Raw genomic sequence first — 14,844 nt, 5'->3', positions numbered from 1 at the left:
GGTGCTCAGCCCTGCTCGGCCAGCAGGTCTTGCAGGGCCTTGACCTGTTGGCGCAGGCGCTCGTTTTCGGCCTCCAGTTCCGCCACCCGCTGCTGCAGCTTTGCGGCGTCGGGGGCGGCCGTCGATTCCGGCCCGGCGGTGCCGTCGGCCTCCGTTGCGGCGGCATCGGGCTTTGGTTTCTTCTTGCCATCGCGCACGCGCTTGGCGGCCTGCTTGAGTTCCTGCGCACCGCCGGCCGCGGCGCTCTTTTGCTCGTCCACCGGCAGGGTGGCCACCACGGCTGCGGCGTTCAAGGATAGTTCGCCCGACTTGACGGCGGCCACCACTTCCGGCGCTGCGTTCTGGTGGATGGTCTCGATGGCCTTGACCTGGGCGGCCGTCAGGCGGGCGGCGCGGGCCAGGGCCTCGCGCGTGTCCAGCGCGTCTTCGGGCACCTTGGGCACGCTGGCCAGTGCCTGGGCGACGACCGGGTCGGTGTCACCCTCCCAGGGGGCCTGCTCGGGTGCCTGGGCGGCCTCGGCCTTGGCAGCCACCACGGCGGCGGCGGCCGCGGCGCGGCGCTCGGCAATGATCTCGCGCTTGCGCAGTGCCAGCACGCCGCGCTGGAACTCCGATACGCTGCGCCGCCCCAGGTGCTGGTCGATCATCCACAGGTGCACGTCCTCCATGTTCTGAAAGCGGGTGTTCTGCACCGTCTGGAAGGGCAGGCCGTGCTTGTGGCAGATGCCGAAGCGGTTGTGGCCGTCCACGAGGATGTTGCCCCATAGCACGAGCGCGTCGCGGCAACCCTCTGCGAGGATGCTGCGCTCCAGCGCGTCGTGCTCTTCGGGCGTGAGCGGGTCGATGTAGGCCTTGAGTTCGGGCAGGACGACGATGTCTTCAGGATTCATGGGTTCTGGGTATGGGGCGGGGCAAGAAATGGGCAAAGGCCCCGCCGGGGCCTTTGTAAAAAGAGGAGCTGCTCGCGCTTGATGGCTGGGTGTTTCGGTATCAAATCTACCTGAAACGCCCTGTGGACGGGCGCTGCCAGCTATGGTTTCAGGAAGGCTGTAGCAGCCGCGCGATGAGCGCGCCGTCCACCGGGCCGTCGATCGGAATGCGCACACGCAGCGGATTGCCCGGCGCCACCTGCACGCTTTCGCCGTCCAGGTTGAACATCTGCGTGAGCTGCACCGTGCGGTTGCCGCTGGGGTGGATCACCTCCAGCGTGTCGCCCACGGCGAAGCGGTTCATGGTCTCGACCTCGGCCATGCCGTCGGCGTAGCCGCGCACCTGGCCGACGAAGTGCGCGCGCTGCAGCACGCTGTTGCCGGTCTCGTAGTTCTGGTAGTCGTTGGCCGGGCGGCGCTCCAGCAGGCCGCCGGTGTAGCCGCGGTTGGCCAGGCCTTCCAGCTCGGTGATCAGGTGCGGGTTGAACGGGCGGCCCGCCACCGCGTCGTCGATCGCGCGGCGGTACACCTGGGCGGTACGCGCCACGTAGTACAGGCTCTTGGTACGGCCCTCGATCTTGAGCGAATCCACGCCGATCTTCACCAGGCGCTCCACATGCTCCACGGCGCGCAGGTCCTTGGAGTTCATGATGTAGGTGCCGTGCTCATCCTCCATGATGGGCATCAGTTCGCCGGGGCGGCCGATCTCTTCGATCAGGTAGACCTGGTCGGCCTTGGGGTGGCGCTGGCCGCTGCCGCAGGTGCTGGTGAACTGGCTGTCGGCTTCCTCGCGCGCCTGTTCGAAGTTGAAACCCTGCTCCATGGACGTGGCCAGCGCTTCGCCGGTGTTGGGGTCCACCGCCGCGTCGTGGGTCTTGTATTCCCAGCGGCAGGCGTTGGTGCAGGTGCCCTGGTTGGGGTCGCGCCGGTTGAAGTAGCCGCTGAGCAGGCAGCGGCCCGAGTAGGCAATGCACAGCGCGCCGTGCACGAAGACCTCGATCTCCATGTCAGGGCATTCCTGGCGGATCTTCTCGATCTCGTCCAGGCTCAGCTCGCGCGAGAGGATGATGCGCGACACGCCGGCTTTCTGCCAGAACTTCACCGTGGCGTAGTTGGTGGTGTTGGCCTGCACCGAGAGGTGGATCTCGGTCTCGGGCCACTTTTCCTTGACCATCATGATCAGGCCGGGGTCGGCCATGATGAAGGCGTCGGGCTTGCACTCGATGACGGGCTCGATGTCGCGCAGGTAGGTGCGCACCTTGTCGTTGTGCGCGATCAGGTTGCTGGTGACGAAGAACTTCTTGCCCCGCGCGTGCGCCTCCTGGATGCCCTGGGCGATCTGCTCCAGGCGGAACTCGTTGTTGCGCGCACGCAGGCTGTAGCGCGGCTGGCCGGCGTAGATGGCGTCGGCGCCGAAGTCGTACGCCGCACGCATCTTGTCGAGCGAGCCGGCGGGCAGCAGCAGTTCGGGGGCTTTGAGGGTCATAGCCTGCAATTTTCGCTGATGTGCGGGGTGAGGGTGGGGCGCGTGGGTAATGACCGGGTTGGGGTCTTTGGGGCGGTTGCTTTGCGTTGTCGGCGGTGGCAGCTGGGAGGATTAGGAGGGGTGTGTGACGTAGGGTCGAGAGGCTGGAGCGAGAGCGGACTGCTCGCCGGTGGCGGAGTTGGGCCCCCAGCGGCTTGTGCCGGACGCGAATCCGACGCGACGAACCTTTGCTCAACGCCGCGTGCGCCCGGCTTTCCCTTGGATATTGGAGCCATGAACAGGTATATCCAAGACGAGGGCCTGTTCACATTCCGTGCCAACAGGCCCTAGCTTCGTGGCATCGCCTCGAGATCGCTCGGGGCGGCGGCACGGAAGGCGGGCAGCGCTTCACAGTGTTCGGCCAGTGAGATCAGCGCGGCGTGGGCGGACGGTGACAGCACTTCATCCATCCGGTTCCGCATGTACCAGATCAGCGTGGTGATCATCGCATCGGCATGGGTGAGTGCCGCCCCGCAGGCATACGGTGTGGCAAGGCGTTTGGTCAGTTCGTCGAGACCAGCGCGTGCCTGGCCAAGGCAGCGATCCAGCCAGACGGCGCTGCGGTGTTCGGGGGGTGAAAGTGCCTCTCGTACACCACAGCCGCGACCTTTTCGAGGGTGCCTTGCGCCAGTGCCGTCATCTGGAGAACGCGCCGGCGTTGGGGGCCGGAGCGGGGGATCAGCGCCGCGTCGCCTGCCTGCTCATCGAGATGATCCAGGATGGATGCGCTGTCGATCAGCACTTCGCCATCGTCGAGGACGAGGGCCGGGATGCGGGTCAGCGGGCTGATCCTACCGATTGCTGCCGCATCGCCAAAGATGGATCGCGTATCGCGGGTGAAGGGGATGCCGTAGTGATGCAGCGCGATGGCGACACGGCGCGTGACGGGGCTGTCATATTGGCCGACGAGGATCATGGGCAGGTCTTCCATCTCAAACAACGCGGTTAGAGGATCCTGAATGTATACGGCGACAGCCTCCCCATCAGCCGCCCTTCGTAAAGGCAGGCTCAGGCCGATGACAGCCCATGCGCGCCCAAGGCGCTAAACCCGCCGCTTGTCCAGCTTGCGCGTGAGCGTGCGGCGGTGCATTCCTAGCCGCCGTGCGGCTTCGGAGATGTTGAAGCCCGTCTCGGCCAGCACTTCGTGGATGCGCTCCCACTCCAGCGTCTTGATGGAGCTGGCGCGGTTGGTCAGTTCCACGTCGGCATTGCCTTCGGTAAGGCCGAAGGCGGCCTCGATATCGTCAGTGTTCGATGGCTTGGCCAGGTAGTGGCAGGCACCCAGCTTCACGGCCTCGACGGCGGTGGCAATGCTGGCGTAGCCCGTGAGCACGACGATGAGCATGTCCGGGTTGGCCGCGTGCAGCGCCCGTACGCAGGCCAGGCCTGTGGCCTCGCCCTTGAGCTTGAGGTCCACGACGGCATAGTCGGGCGTGTGCCCGGCCAGCAGTGCTTCGGCCTGTGCCAGGCTGTCGGCGTGCAGCACGCGGTAGCCGCGCCGCTCGAACGAACGGGCCAGCGTGCGCGCGAAGGCCTCGTCGTCTTCCACAATGAGCAGCAAGCGTTCAGCGTCCATGGTGCGTGGGTGTCTCCTGCAACGCAATCGCGGCCAGCGGCAGCGTGATCGTGACCTGGGCGCCGCCGCCCGGAAGGTTGCGTGCCTGCACGGTGCCCCCCAGGGTGCGCGCCACGTTCATTGCCAGGAACAGGCCCAACCCGCCGCCGGGGCGGCCCTTGCTGGACTGGTAGGGCTTGCCGAACTGCGACAGCATGGCCGGCGCGAAGCCGGGGCCATTGTCTGTGACGGTAATGCGCAGTAGGTCTTGATCACGCTCGGCCACCAGGCCGACCCGGTGGGGCGATGCGTCGCGGGCATTGTCCAACACATTGAAAACCATTTGCTGCAGCGTGACATCGGACACCATGGGGGTGTCCTGGCCGAAGCGGTTGTCATAGGTGAATTCGTCAACCGAGCGCGTGGCCTGCCACTCGCTGGCGAGCGTGTCCAGGAACTGGCACACGGTGGTCTGCGCCGATGCCTCGCCGCGCGTCTCGCCGGCGGACATCAGGATGCCGCTGACGATGGTCTTACAGCGCTGCACCTGTGCCTGCATCTCGGCCACGTCTTCCTGCAGCGCGGGGTTGGCGGCCAATGCAGGATCACGCTTCCAGTCCCCCAGGATCACCGCCATGGTGGCCAGCGGCGTGCCCAGCTCATGGGCAGCGCCTGAAGCCAGCAGACCCATGCGCACCACGTGCTCTTCCTCGGCGGCGCGTTGGCGTATGGCGGCCAGACGCGCGTCCCGCTGGCGCAGGTTCTGGCCGATGCGGCTGATGAAGATCACCACCAGCGCCGCGTTGAGCATGAAGCACACCAGCAGGCCCAGCACGTAGGGACTGCCCAGCCCGCGCGCGAAGTCGGGCGCCAGTTGCAATGGCACGCTGTAATGCGCCAGCAGCGCAAAGCAGGCCGCGGTGACGAGCACCATGGTCCAGATGTAGGCGCTGCGCAGCAGCGCCGCGCCCAGCGCCACTTGCAGCAGGTACAAGAAGACGAATGGGTTGCGGATGCCCCCGCTCAGATACAGCTGCACGGTGAGCACGGCCACGTCCACCAGCAGCGCCAGAAACAGCTCCACATTGCGCACGCCGCGGCCGGTGCGCCAGCGCACGAAGCTCACCGCGTTGTAGAGCACCAGGCAACCCACGACCATGAGCATCTCGCGCAGGGGCAGGGGAAGCTGCAGCACGTAGTGCGCCACCTCGATGGTGAACACCTGGCCCACCACGGCGATCCAGCGCAACTGGATGAGCTGGTGCAGGTTTTTCAGCCCGGCCGCGGCATCGGCCGAGCGCGCCTTCAGGGCGGGCGGGGAAGAGGGGGCGGAGTTTGCGGATGCGGTCATCGGGAGCGCAAGGTGGCACGCAGGCGAAGCTCGTAGCGTGCCACATACGCAGCCGCTGCCGCCACCATGGCGGCCAGCCCGAACCAGGTGATGGCATACACCAGGTGGCTGTTGTGGAAGCGAACCACCGTCAGTCCCGGGCGGGGCCAGGGACCGGCGGTGGTGGAAGTCTCGGCATCCATCGGCGCTGGGGCGTTCGCGTCGGGAATGCCCGCGTCGATGAAAAACGGGGCCGCGGCGTCCAGGCCCTGGGCCTGGGCGATGGCCGCCACGTCGCGCGAATGCCAGCGCTGCGCCCCGGGGTCGTTGCGGCGCAGGAAGCCGCCTCCGGGCTCGCTCATGCGCAACAGGCCCTGCAGCTGTACGGTTTCGCCTTCCTGCATGCCGGGGCCGCCAGCGGCCCACTGGGCGCGCTGCGCCTGGGGGATGAAGCCGCGGTTGACGAGCACCTGGCCGCCGCCGTCCAGCTGCAGCGGGGTCATGACCCAGAAACCCGCGCCGAGCGCCGTGGTGGCCTGGGTCAATACGGTTTTGCTGGCCAGCCAGCGACCCTCAGCCTGCACAGGCTGGTATTCAAAGCCAGCCGCATCCACGCCAGGCCACTGCGCGCGCGCGGGCAGCGGCACGGGCGCGGCATGCAGACGCTGCTCTACGCGTTCCATCAGGGCCAGCTTCCAGGTGCGCCGCTCCACCTGCCACCAGCCGAGGGCACAGAACACAACGAACAAGGCGATGCCCGCCAGAGCGAGCACCGCCATCGTCAGGTTGGAGTGCGCGCGGGTGCGCTGCGGCTCCGGGGCGTGCATGGTCGGAGCGGTCAAGGCGCCTTCGGCTGGTGTGCCTCGCTGCCCTGGTGCTGTGCGGCCATGGGGTTGGCGTGCGCGGGCATCATGTTGGCGTTCATGTGGAACATGACCCACAACGTGCCGATGATGGTCACTGCCAGGAACACGATGGTGAAGATGGTGGACAGCATCGTCCAGCCGCCCTGGATCTTGCCGTTCATGTGCAGGAAGTACACCATGTGCACCACCACCTGGACCATGGCGAAGATGCCCAGCACCAGCACGGCGGTGGTGCGGCTCTGGATCACGTCGGCCATGACCAACCAGAATGGGATCACGGTGAGGATCACGGCGAGGATGAAGCCCTTGACGTAGTCCCCCTTGGTGACGTGCAGGTCGTCATGGTCGTGGCCATGGTCGTCGTGGCCGGCGTGAATTTCGTGTGCGCTCATTTACAGCACCCCCATCAGGTACACAAAGGTGAAGACGCCGATCCAGACCACGTCCAGGAAGTGCCAGAACATGGACAGGCAGTTCAGGCGGCGCTTGTTTTCATGGATCAGGCCGTGCTTGCTGATCTGAATCATCAATGTCACCAGCCAGATCAGGCCGAAGGTCACGTGCAGTCCGTGCGTGCCCACCAGCGTGAAGAAGGCCGACAGGAACGCGCTGCGCTGGGGTGTCGCGCCCTGGTGGATCAGGTGTGCGAACTCGTACAGCTCCACGCCCAGGAAGGCCAGGCCCAGCAGGCCGGTGACGGCCAGCCAAGCCAGCGTGCCGCGTGCGTTGCCCGCCTGCTTTTGCAGCATGGCAAAGCCGAAGGTGATGGACGACGTCAGCAGGAAGGCCGTGTTGATGGCCACCAGCGACAAGTCGAACAGCTGCGCGCCCGTGGGGCCCGCGGCGTAGCTGCGGCCCAGCACGCCGTACGTGGCGAACAGCGCTGCGAAGATGAGACAGTCGCTCATCAGGTAGAGCCAGAAGCCCAGGGACGTGCCGTTCTCGGGGTGGGGTTCATGCGCGAGGTGGTACTCGCGCGGTGCCAGGGCGGCGGTGCCGCCCGCTTGGAGGGTGTGCGTATTAGACATGGGCTGCGGCAAGCTGCTTGGTGCGTGCGTCTTCCGTGGCGGCCACTTCGGCTGCCGGAATGTAGTAGTCACGCTTGTAGTTGAAGGTGTGGATGATCGAGGCCACCACGGTCGCGGCGAACGAGGCGATCGCCAGCGGCCACATGTGCCAGATCATGGCGAAACCGAACACGGTGGACAGCGCGGCGATCACCACGCCGGCGCCAGTGTTGGCGGGCATGTGGACGGGCTGGAAGCCGGTCAGCGGGCGCTTGTAGCCGTGCTTCTTCATGTCCCACCAGGCGTCGATCTCGTGCGCCACGGGCGTGAAGGCGAAGTTGTACTGCGGCGGGGGCGAGGAGGTGGCCCATTCCAGCGTGCGGCCGTCCCAGGGGTCGCCGGTCACGTCGCGCAGCTGGTCGCGCTTGATGTAGCTCACGAACAATTGGATGAAGAAGCAGGCGATGCCCGCCGCGATCAGGCATACGCCCACCGCGGAGATGATGAACCAGATGTGCAGCGAAGCGTCTTCCACATGGTTGACGCGACGCGTGATGCCCATCAGGCCCAGGATGTACAGCGGCGTGAACGTGACCCAGAAGCCAGTCAACCAGAACCAGAACGATGCCTTGCCCCAGGACTCGATCAGGCGGAAACCGAAGGCCTTGGGGAACCAGAAGTTGATGGCAGCGAACACGGCGAACACCACGCCGCCGATGATCACGTTGTGGAAGTGCGCGATCAGGAACAGGCTGTTGTGCAGCACGAAGTCGGCCGGGGGCACGGCCAGCAGCACGCCCGTCATGCCGCCAATGGCGAAGGTGCACATGAAGCCCACCGTCCACAGCATGGGCACGGTGAAGCGGATGCGCCCCTTGTACATGGTGAACAGCCAGTTGAAGATCTTGGCGCCCGTCGGGATCGAGATGATCATCGTCGTGATGCCAAAGAAGGTGTTGACACTGGCGCCCGAACCCATGGTGAAGAAGTGGTGCAGCCACACCAGGTACGACAAGATGGTGATACACACCGTGGCATACACCATCGAGGTGTAGCCAAACAGGCGCTTGCGGCTGAAGGTGGCCACGATCTCTGAGAACACGCCAAAGCACGGCAGGATCAGGATGTACACCTCGGGGTGGCCCCAGATCCAGATCAGGTTCACGTACAGCATGGGGTTGCCGCCCAGGTCGTTCGTGAAGAAGTTGGTGCCGATATAGCGGTCCAGGCTCATCAGCACCAGCGCGGCCGTCAGCACGGGGAAGGACGCCACGATCAGCGCGTTGGTGCACAGGGCGGTCCAGGTAAAGACGGGCATTTTCATCAGGTTCATGCCCGGCGCACGCATCTTGATGATGGTGACGATCAGGTTGATACCCGACAAGGTGGTGCCCACCCCCGCAATCTGCAGGCCCCAGATGTAATAGTCGAGACCCACGCCAGGGTCCTGCGCCCCGAGGTTGGACAGCGCCAGCCAGCCGGAGGTGGAGAACTCGCCCAGGAACAGCGAGATCATCACCAGCACGGCGCCGCCGGTGGTCATCCAGAAGCTGAAGTTGTTCAGGAAGGGAAACGACACGTCGCGCGCGCCGATCTGCAGCGGCACGAGGTAGTTCATCAGGCCCGTGACGAAGGGCATGGCCACGAAGAAGATCATGATCACGCCGTGGGCCGTGAAGATCTGGTCGTAGTGGTGCGGCGGCAGGTAGCCCATGCTCTCGCCCACGGCCATGGCCTGCTGCAGGCGCATCATCACCGCGTCGGCGAAGCCGCGCAGGAACATGACCAGGCCCAGGATCATGTACATGATGCCGATCTTCTTGTGGTCGATGGAGCAGATCCAGTCGCGCCACAGCGGGCCCCACAGACGGAACTTGGTGAGGCCGGCCAGCATCACGATGCCACCCAGGACCACCGCGATGAAGGTCCACAGCACGATGGGCTCGTGCGCCATCGGGATCGAGTCCCAGGTGATGCGGCCCAACAGCCAGTGGGCTGGGGTAGTTTGTTCAGACAACATATCGAATCTCTTGGCTAATGGGCCCGGCGCCGGCTTGGCGCCCGCGTCGGGTCCGTCAAATTCACTGTTGGGTGGTGGCCTCGGGGAGGGCGGCTGCGGGCTGCAGCGCGGCCAGGATCTGTGGCGCGTTGCCTGCGGTGCATACGTCCTGTGGCAGCGTCAGACCGTTGGCTTTGACGAAGGCTTCGCCGCCGAGCGCGTCGATAGCCATCATGTCGTGCATGCACATCTGCCCGTCTTCCACGCAGCGGTTGAGCACCTTGCCGTACAAGCCCGTTTCCACGGTAGAAAAGCGCTGCACGGGGTCGCGCTGGCTGGGCTTGGCCAGTTGCAGGTAGGTGGTCTTGTCCAGGGGCTTGCCTTCGGTCTTGGCCTTGTCCACCCACTGGGCGAACTCGGCATCGCTCAGGCCGTGGAACTTGAAGGTCATGCCGGAGAAGCCGGGGCCGCTGTAGTGCGAGGCGAGGCCATGGAACACGCCGGGCTTGTTGATGATGGCGTTCAGCTCGGTCTGCATGCCAGGCATGGCGTAGATCATGCCGGCCAGGTCGGGCACGTAGAACGCGTTCATGGTGGACGTGGCGGTGAGCTTGAACAGGATCGGGCGGTCCACAGGCGCGGCCACCTCGTTCACCGTGGCAATGCCCTGCTCGGGGTAGAAGAACAGCCACTTCCAGTCCATGGCCACCACCTGCACTTCCAGCGGTTTGACGTCGGCGGCCAGCGCGCGCTGGGCGTCGATGCGGTCCAGGGGGCGGTAGGGGTCCAGCTTGTGGGTAGCGATCCAGGTCAGCGCGCCCAGGGCAATGATGATCATCAGCGGCACGCTCCAGATCACCAACTCCAGCGAGGTGGAGTGGTGCCAGTCGGGGTCGTACTCGGCGTCGGTGTTGCCCTGGCGGTACTTCCAGGCGAACAGCAGCGTCAGCAGGATCACCGGCACGATGACGATCAGCATCAGCACCGTGGCAGTCACCACCAGGTTGCCCTGCTGGGCAGCGATATCACCCGCCGGGTTCAATACGACGGCCTTGCTGCAACCAGCCAGGCTGGCTGCGGCCAAAGCCGCGGCGAGCCAGGTGGGCCCGCGGAGTTTCTTCAGTTGGAGCATTGCTAGGCGTGTCAAAAAGCGTGCACGGCCTTGCGTCGCGCGGGCGGGCGCGGCGCTAGGTGTAAACGCGAATTACTGGACGGAGACGAATGTAATACGCCTAGCGCATTTGTCGATTGGACATTTTGTCCAGGGTCAAACTTATGGCGTGATGGCAGGCCGTATGCGGCCTGCGGGCGCGACCATGGCGGCGCGGATGGCCGACTGGGCGTGAGGGTTTTCCCGCGCGGGACGTCAGTGTAAGCGTACTTGTTGACCGCGGGGCTTGCGTGTAGAACGGAGCTGTGTCTGCAAAGCCAAGGAGTACGGTCATGAGTAGCGGTTCCGTCGCATACCCCGTTTACGGCCCCGAGAGCGCGGCATCGCTGTCGCGCGCGCACACCGACGAAGACGTCACCCCGGGCGAGATCGCCGTGGGCGTGATCATCGGGCGCGCGTCGGAGTATTTCGACTTCTTCGTATTCGGGATCGCTTGCGTGCTGGTCTTCCCGTCGCTGTTGTTCCCCTTCATGTCGCGGCTGGACGGCACGCTCATGGCCTTTGCCATCTTTGCCATCGCCTTCATCGCCCGGCCGCTGGGCACCGCCATCTCCATGGCCGTGCAGCGGCGCTGGGGGCGCGGCACCAAGCTGACGCTGGCGCTGTTCCTGCTGGGCGGCTGTACGGTGAGCATGGCTTTCCTGCCCAGCTACCAGGTGGCGGGGCTGGCAGCCGCTGGGGCGCTGGCGGTGCTGCGCTTCGGCCAGGGGCTGGCGCTGGGCGGCTCCTGGGACGGGCTGCCGTCGCTGCTGGCGATGGCCGCACCGCCGGAGCGCCGGGGCTGGTATTCCATGGTGGGGCAACTGGGCGCGCCCGTGGGGTTTGCATTGGCCGCCGGGTTGTTCGCCTACCTGTACGGCAGCCTCTCCAGCGAAGAATTCCTGGCCTGGGGCTGGCGCTACCCGTTCTGCGTGGCCTTTGCGATCAACGTGGTGGCGCTGTTTGCGCGGCTGCGCCTGGTGGTGGGGCAGTCCTATGCCGAATTGCTGCAAGAGAAGGAACTGGAGCCCGTGGGCGTGGCCCGCGTGATGCGCGAAGAGGGGAGCAATGTGGTGCTGGGCGCCTTTGCGGCACTCGCTAGCTTCGCACTCTTTCACGTGGTGACGGTGTTCCCGCTGTCGTGGTTCGCCCTGTTCTCCGACCGCTCCATGGCCGAGGTGCTGTGCGTGCAGATCGCCGGCGCATTCCTGGCCATCGGCGCGGTGGTGGTGTCGGGGCGGTTGGCCGACCGCATGGGCCGGCGCAACCTGCTGGGCTCCATGGCCGTGCTGATTGGCCTGTTCAGCCTGGCCACGCCCTGGCTGCTGGGCGGTGGCGCGGTGGGCGGCACGGTGTTCCTGCTGCTGGGCTTCGTGCTGCTGGGCCTGTCGTACGGCCAGGCATCGGGCACGGTGACGACCAACTTCTCCACCCAGCACCGCTACACCGGGGCGGCACTGTCGTCCGACCTGGCCTGGCTGATCGGCGCGGCCTTCGCGCCGTTGGTGGCCTTGGGGCTGTCGGCACGTTTCGGGCTGGGGGCGGTGACGCTGTATCTGCTGTCGGGAGTGGTCTGCACACTCGGCGCGTTGCGTATCAATCGCCTCATCGAGCAGCGCAGCTGAGTTCGACTGGCTGTCGGCTGTTATCGAAAATAATAGCTGCCGGCGCTTGCCTCAAATAGGTTTCACAGTGTTTTCAATGTGAAACCCTTGAGGGGCGAGCGCAGGCAGCTCTCTTTTTTGCTTCAGTCGCGCGGGCGGAAGCCGATCACCAGGGACGACGGCACGCGGCCGTCCACGTCGCGTGGCAGGGTTTCCGTGCGGTGCAGTGCACGAATCACCGCGTCGTCCCACGCCTTGTTGCCGCTGGACTGGGTGATGCGCGCGCCGACGATGGTGCCGTCCGGAGCGGCGCGCACCTCGACCTCGGCGCGCGGGTTGCCCGAGATGGTGTCGGGATAGACGATGTTGGGGCGTACCTTGGCGGCCACCTTGCCACCGTAGCTGCCTGAGGGGCCGGAGCTGCGCTGCGCGGTGCCCGTGGCGGTCTCGCCGCCCGTGGCGCCTGGCAGCCCCTGCATCATGCGGCGCAGGTTCTCCTGGCGGAGCGCCTCGGCCTCCTTGGCTTCACGGGCTTCCTCGGCCTTGCGGCGCTTGTCCTCGGCCAGCTTCTTCTGTTTGTCCTGCTCGGCCTTGGCGGCCTTCTCCTTCTCGGCCTTTTCGCGTTCGGCTTTCTCGCGCTCGGCCTTTTGCTGCGCCAGCAGGCGTTCCTTCTTCTCCTGCTCCAGCCGCTCGCGGCGCTCTTCTTCCTTGCGCTCGCGTTCGCGCTTCTCGCGCTCCAGTTGCTGTTCGCGCTTTTTCTTTTCTTCTTCCAGGCGCTTCTTCTGCTGCTGCAGGGCGATGTCGGCCTCGCGCGTGTCGGCTTGCTCCGGACGCGGTGGTGGCGGTGGAGGCGGCGGTGCGGGCGCGGGCTCTGGTGCGGGGGTAGGGGCCGGAGCAGGGGGTGGGGGCGGCTCCACGGCGCGCGGCGCCGCTTGCTGGGGGACCGCGGACCAGAGTTCGGCCTCTACCGCCGGTTGGTCGGAACTGCTCTTCCAGTTCACGCCCCAGGTCAGCGCGCCGATCAGCGCGGCATGGGCGAGTACCGCCAGGGCGATGGCCCGCATGCGTCCGGGCGGGCGGGGCGGGGCAAACTGGTCGCGGTCGTTCGTGGCGTGCATTAGATCGTGTGAAAGTTCTCGTCAGCCGCCGCTCTTCACCGCCAGGGCGACGCGTGCCACGCCCGCCTGTTGCAGCGCAGACATGGCCTTCATCACCGCGTCGTACGACACGTTCTTGTCGGCGCTGATGAGCACGGGTGTGTCCTCTGGCTGGTCCTTGAGCCAGTTCTTGGCGGTGGCGCCCAGGTTTTGCAGCGGCACGGTGCGTTCGTTGCCGTCGGCCTTGAAGCGGATGCTGCCGTCCTTGTCGACGATGACGTCCGCGCGCGTCTTGGGCACCTTGGCGCCTTTGCCCACGGAAGGCACGTTCACCGAACTGGGCGTGAGCATGGGCGCGGTCACCATGAAGATGATGAGCAGCACCAGCATCACGTCGATGAACGGCACCATGTTGATTTCGTTCATGGAGCGGCGGCGGGTGCCGCTGCGTGAGGCCATGGCAGGCATTTCAGTTCTCCATTGCGCTGAGCAGTGCGCGCTGTGGATAAAACGGACGTGTCCGATGCCAGCAGACGCCGCGCAAGGGCCGTCCCGCCGCGCTGAGCAATCGATCCCCTTTCCCGCAGTGGGTAGCGCTGCGAGAGAAGGGGGAAGCCGCGCAGCGGCTCAGGGGGATGTCCTTCATCTCAATGCCCCGAGGGGGACGCGGGGTGTGCGCCCAGGTTGCGCTGCAGGATGTTGGAGAACTCCTCGATGAAGGTCTCCTGGTGCGTCGCCACGCGGTCGATGTCGCGTGCGAAGCGGTTGTACGCAATCACGGCGGGAATGGCGGCGAACAGGCCGATGGCGGTGGCCACCAGCGCTTCGGCGATGCCGGGCGCCACCGTGGCGAGCGTTACCTGCTCCATGCCGGCGAAGCCGGTGAAGGCGTGCATGATCCCCCAGACGGTGCCGAACAGGCCCACATAGGGCGACACCGAGGCCACCGAGCCAAGGAACGAGAGGCTGGACTCGATCACGTCCATCTCGCGCTGGAAGCTCGCGCGCATGGCGCGGCGCGCGCCGTCCAGCAGTGTGCCGGGGTCGCTGATGCGGCGTTCCCGCAGCTTTTGGTATTCGCGCATGCCGCTGGCGAAGATGCGCTCCATCGGGCCCGCGCTCTTGGCGTTGTGCGTGGCGCTGGCGTACAGGTCATTCAGGCTGGTGCCCGACCAGAAGTCGCGCTCGAAGTCTTCGTTCAGGGCCTTCACGCGCTTGAGTGCGAACAGCTTGCGGAAGATGGCGGCCCAGCTGGCCACGGAAACCGCGAGCAGCAGCAGCATCACCAGCTGCACCACCCAGCTGGCATTGAGCACCAGGCTCAAGATGGACATGTCTTGGGAATTCATGATGAGGAGAGTCGTTCCAAAAGGGACCCCGGAATGCGTGCAGGGCGCATGGTGGCGGCATCCACCCAGCCGATGCGGATGGTGCCTTCGCACAGCAGTGCGGGGGGAGAGTCGGGGATCATCTGCTCTGGTTTCAAGAGCGCCTGCTGCTCGATTGTGAGCGAAGCGCGGCCCCCTTCGCGCAGGCTGGCGGTAACAATCAGTTCATCGTCCAGGCGGGCGGGGCGCAGGTAGCGCAGGCGTGCGTCGGTTACGACAAACATGCCGCCCGTGAGTTCCCGCAATCGTTGCTGGCCCAGGTCCCGCGAGCGCAGCCACTCGGTGCGCGCGCGCTCGAAGAACTTGAGATAGTTGGCATAGAACACGATGCCGCCGGCATCGGTGTCTTCCCAGTAAATGCGAACGGGCCACTCGAAAGCCATGCTGGCACGCC

At 65.9% G+C, this 14,844-nt stretch carries 16 protein-coding genes; 1 reads left to right on the top strand and 15 read right to left on the bottom strand.

Features of this window, described 5'->3' with window-relative positions; genetic code table 11:
- Positions 1 to 5: 5 nt before the first annotated feature.
- From BV908_RS13695 to cyoA, 11 genes are all read right to left on the bottom strand, one after another.
- Positions 6 to 890, bottom strand: a complete 885-nt coding sequence (locus BV908_RS13695) for a plasmid replication/partition related protein (protein WP_103738442.1) — start codon at positions 888 to 890, stop codon at positions 6 to 8.
- 148 nt (positions 891 to 1,038) lie between these two features.
- A complete protein-coding gene (yegQ, locus tag BV908_RS13690) occupies positions 1,039 to 2,415 on the bottom strand; it encodes a tRNA 5-hydroxyuridine modification protein YegQ (protein ID WP_047350439.1) in 1,377 nt (458 codons plus the stop codon).
- A 326-nt stretch (positions 2,416 to 2,741) separates the two neighbouring features.
- Positions 2,742 to 2,960 (bottom strand): hypothetical protein, encoded by a 219-nt coding sequence (locus BV908_RS22780; protein ID WP_246867513.1) that lies wholly within the window; start codon positions 2,958 to 2,960, stop codon positions 2,742 to 2,744.
- On the bottom strand, positions 2,957 to 3,370 hold the full coding sequence (locus BV908_RS13685) for a glutathione S-transferase family protein (RefSeq protein ID WP_246867511.1): 414 nt from the start codon (positions 3,368 to 3,370) through the stop codon (positions 2,957 to 2,959). The genes BV908_RS22780 and BV908_RS13685 overlap by 4 nt, the downstream gene beginning before the upstream one ends.
- 126 nt (positions 3,371 to 3,496) lie before the next feature.
- Positions 3,497 to 4,030, bottom strand: a complete 534-nt coding sequence (locus BV908_RS13680; protein WP_011805937.1) for a response regulator transcription factor — start codon at positions 4,028 to 4,030, stop codon at positions 3,497 to 3,499.
- Positions 4,020 to 5,360 carry an ATP-binding protein gene (locus tag BV908_RS13675; RefSeq protein WP_103738441.1) on the bottom strand — a complete coding sequence of 447 codons (1,341 nt, stop codon included), beginning with the start codon at positions 5,358 to 5,360 and terminating at the stop codon, positions 4,020 to 4,022. Before BV908_RS13675 ends, BV908_RS13680 begins: the two co-directional genes overlap by 11 nt.
- On the bottom strand, positions 5,357 to 6,166 hold the full coding sequence (locus BV908_RS13670) for an SURF1 family protein (protein WP_011805935.1): 810 nt from the start codon (positions 6,164 to 6,166) through the stop codon (positions 5,357 to 5,359). Before BV908_RS13670 ends, BV908_RS13675 begins: the two co-directional genes overlap by 4 nt.
- An 11-nt stretch (positions 6,167 to 6,177) precedes the next feature.
- Positions 6,178 to 6,597, bottom strand: a complete 420-nt coding sequence (gene cyoD, locus BV908_RS13665) for a cytochrome o ubiquinol oxidase subunit IV (RefSeq protein WP_103738440.1) — start codon at positions 6,595 to 6,597, stop codon at positions 6,178 to 6,180.
- Positions 6,598 to 7,233 carry a cytochrome o ubiquinol oxidase subunit III gene (gene cyoC / locus BV908_RS13660; protein ID WP_015913688.1) on the bottom strand — a complete coding sequence of 212 codons (636 nt, stop codon included), beginning with the start codon at positions 7,231 to 7,233 and terminating at the stop codon, positions 6,598 to 6,600.
- Positions 7,226 to 9,232, bottom strand: coding sequence for a cytochrome o ubiquinol oxidase subunit I (gene cyoB / locus BV908_RS13655; protein ID WP_103738439.1), 2,007 nt, complete (start codon positions 9,230 to 9,232; stop codon positions 7,226 to 7,228). Before cyoB ends, cyoC begins: the two co-directional genes overlap by 8 nt.
- Positions 9,233 to 9,293: 61 nt before the next feature.
- On the bottom strand, positions 9,294 to 10,343 hold the full coding sequence (gene cyoA / locus BV908_RS13650; RefSeq protein ID WP_103738438.1) for a ubiquinol oxidase subunit II: 1,050 nt from the start codon (positions 10,341 to 10,343) through the stop codon (positions 9,294 to 9,296).
- 311 nt (positions 10,344 to 10,654) lie between these two features.
- Between cyoA and BV908_RS13645 the strand changes: the two genes are divergently transcribed.
- Positions 10,655 to 11,986: an MFS transporter gene (locus tag BV908_RS13645; protein ID WP_103738437.1), complete on the top strand. Its 1,332-nt coding sequence runs from the start codon at positions 10,655 to 10,657 to the stop codon at positions 11,984 to 11,986.
- Between the two features lie 122 nt (positions 11,987 to 12,108).
- On the opposite strand, the gene tolA is transcribed toward BV908_RS13645, so the two are convergent.
- From tolA to BV908_RS13625, 4 genes are all read right to left on the bottom strand, one after another.
- Positions 12,109 to 13,083, bottom strand: a complete 975-nt coding sequence (tolA, locus tag BV908_RS13640) for a cell envelope integrity protein TolA (protein ID WP_103738436.1) — start codon at positions 13,081 to 13,083, stop codon at positions 12,109 to 12,111.
- Between the two features lie 21 nt (positions 13,084 to 13,104).
- Complete coding sequence (locus BV908_RS13635) at positions 13,105 to 13,530, bottom strand: ExbD/TolR family protein (RefSeq protein ID WP_011805928.1); 426 nt, start codon at positions 13,528 to 13,530, stop codon at positions 13,105 to 13,107.
- Positions 13,531 to 13,709: 179 nt separating this feature from the next.
- Positions 13,710 to 14,411, bottom strand: coding sequence for a protein TolQ (tolQ, locus tag BV908_RS13630; protein WP_011805927.1), 702 nt, complete (start codon positions 14,409 to 14,411; stop codon positions 13,710 to 13,712).
- Entirely contained in the window at positions 14,408 to 14,833 is a 426-nt protein-coding gene (locus tag BV908_RS13625; RefSeq protein ID WP_011805926.1) for a YbgC/FadM family acyl-CoA thioesterase, read from the bottom strand. Before BV908_RS13625 ends, tolQ begins: the two co-directional genes overlap by 4 nt.
- Positions 14,834 to 14,844: the final 11 nt, after the last annotated feature.

This window comes from Diaphorobacter sp. LR2014-1, assembly GCF_002916785.1.
Classification (GTDB): Bacteria; Pseudomonadota; Gammaproteobacteria; order Burkholderiales; family Burkholderiaceae_C; genus Diaphorobacter; species Diaphorobacter nitroreducens.
The sequence above is the reverse complement of the archived record's forward strand: the minus strand, read 5'-3'. Positions and strand labels throughout refer to the sequence as shown.

Excerpts from the sequence above, each read along its gene's own strand:
- BV908_RS13695 (WP_103738442.1), bottom strand. The coding sequence starts at position 890 with ATGAATCCTGAAGACATCGTCGTCCTGCCCGAACTCAAGGCCTACATC.
- yegQ (WP_047350439.1), bottom strand. The coding sequence starts at position 2,415 with ATGACCCTCAAAGCCCCCGAACTGCTGCTGCCCGCCGGCTCGCTCGAC.
- BV908_RS13685 (WP_246867511.1), bottom strand. The coding sequence starts at position 3,370 with ATGATCCTCGTCGGCCAATATGACAGCCCCGTCACGCGCCGTGTCGCC.
- BV908_RS13680 (WP_011805937.1), bottom strand. The coding sequence starts at position 4,030 with ATGGACGCTGAACGCTTGCTGCTCATTGTGGAAGACGACGAGGCCTTC.
- BV908_RS13675 (WP_103738441.1), bottom strand. The coding sequence starts at position 5,360 with ATGACCGCATCCGCAAACTCCGCCCCCTCTTCCCCGCCCGCCCTGAAG.
- BV908_RS13670 (WP_011805935.1), bottom strand. The coding sequence starts at position 6,166 with ATGCACGCCCCGGAGCCGCAGCGCACCCGCGCGCACTCCAACCTGACG.
- cyoD (WP_103738440.1), bottom strand. The coding sequence starts at position 6,597 with ATGAGCGCACACGAAATTCACGCCGGCCACGACGACCATGGCCACGAC.
- cyoC (WP_015913688.1), bottom strand. The coding sequence starts at position 7,233 with ATGTCTAATACGCACACCCTCCAAGCGGGCGGCACCGCCGCCCTGGCA.
- cyoB (WP_103738439.1), bottom strand. The coding sequence starts at position 9,232 with ATGTTGTCTGAACAAACTACCCCAGCCCACTGGCTGTTGGGCCGCATC.
- cyoA (WP_103738438.1), bottom strand. The coding sequence starts at position 10,343 with ATGCTCCAACTGAAGAAACTCCGCGGGCCCACCTGGCTCGCCGCGGCT.
- BV908_RS13645 (WP_103738437.1), top strand. The coding sequence starts at position 10,655 with ATGAGTAGCGGTTCCGTCGCATACCCCGTTTACGGCCCCGAGAGCGCG.
- tolA (WP_103738436.1), bottom strand. The coding sequence starts at position 13,083 with ATGCACGCCACGAACGACCGCGACCAGTTTGCCCCGCCCCGCCCGCCC.
- BV908_RS13635 (WP_011805928.1), bottom strand. The coding sequence starts at position 13,530 with ATGCCTGCCATGGCCTCACGCAGCGGCACCCGCCGCCGCTCCATGAAC.
- tolQ (WP_011805927.1), bottom strand. The coding sequence starts at position 14,411 with ATGAATTCCCAAGACATGTCCATCTTGAGCCTGGTGCTCAATGCCAGC.
- BV908_RS13625 (WP_011805926.1), bottom strand. The coding sequence starts at position 14,833 with ATGGCTTTCGAGTGGCCCGTTCGCATTTACTGGGAAGACACCGATGCC.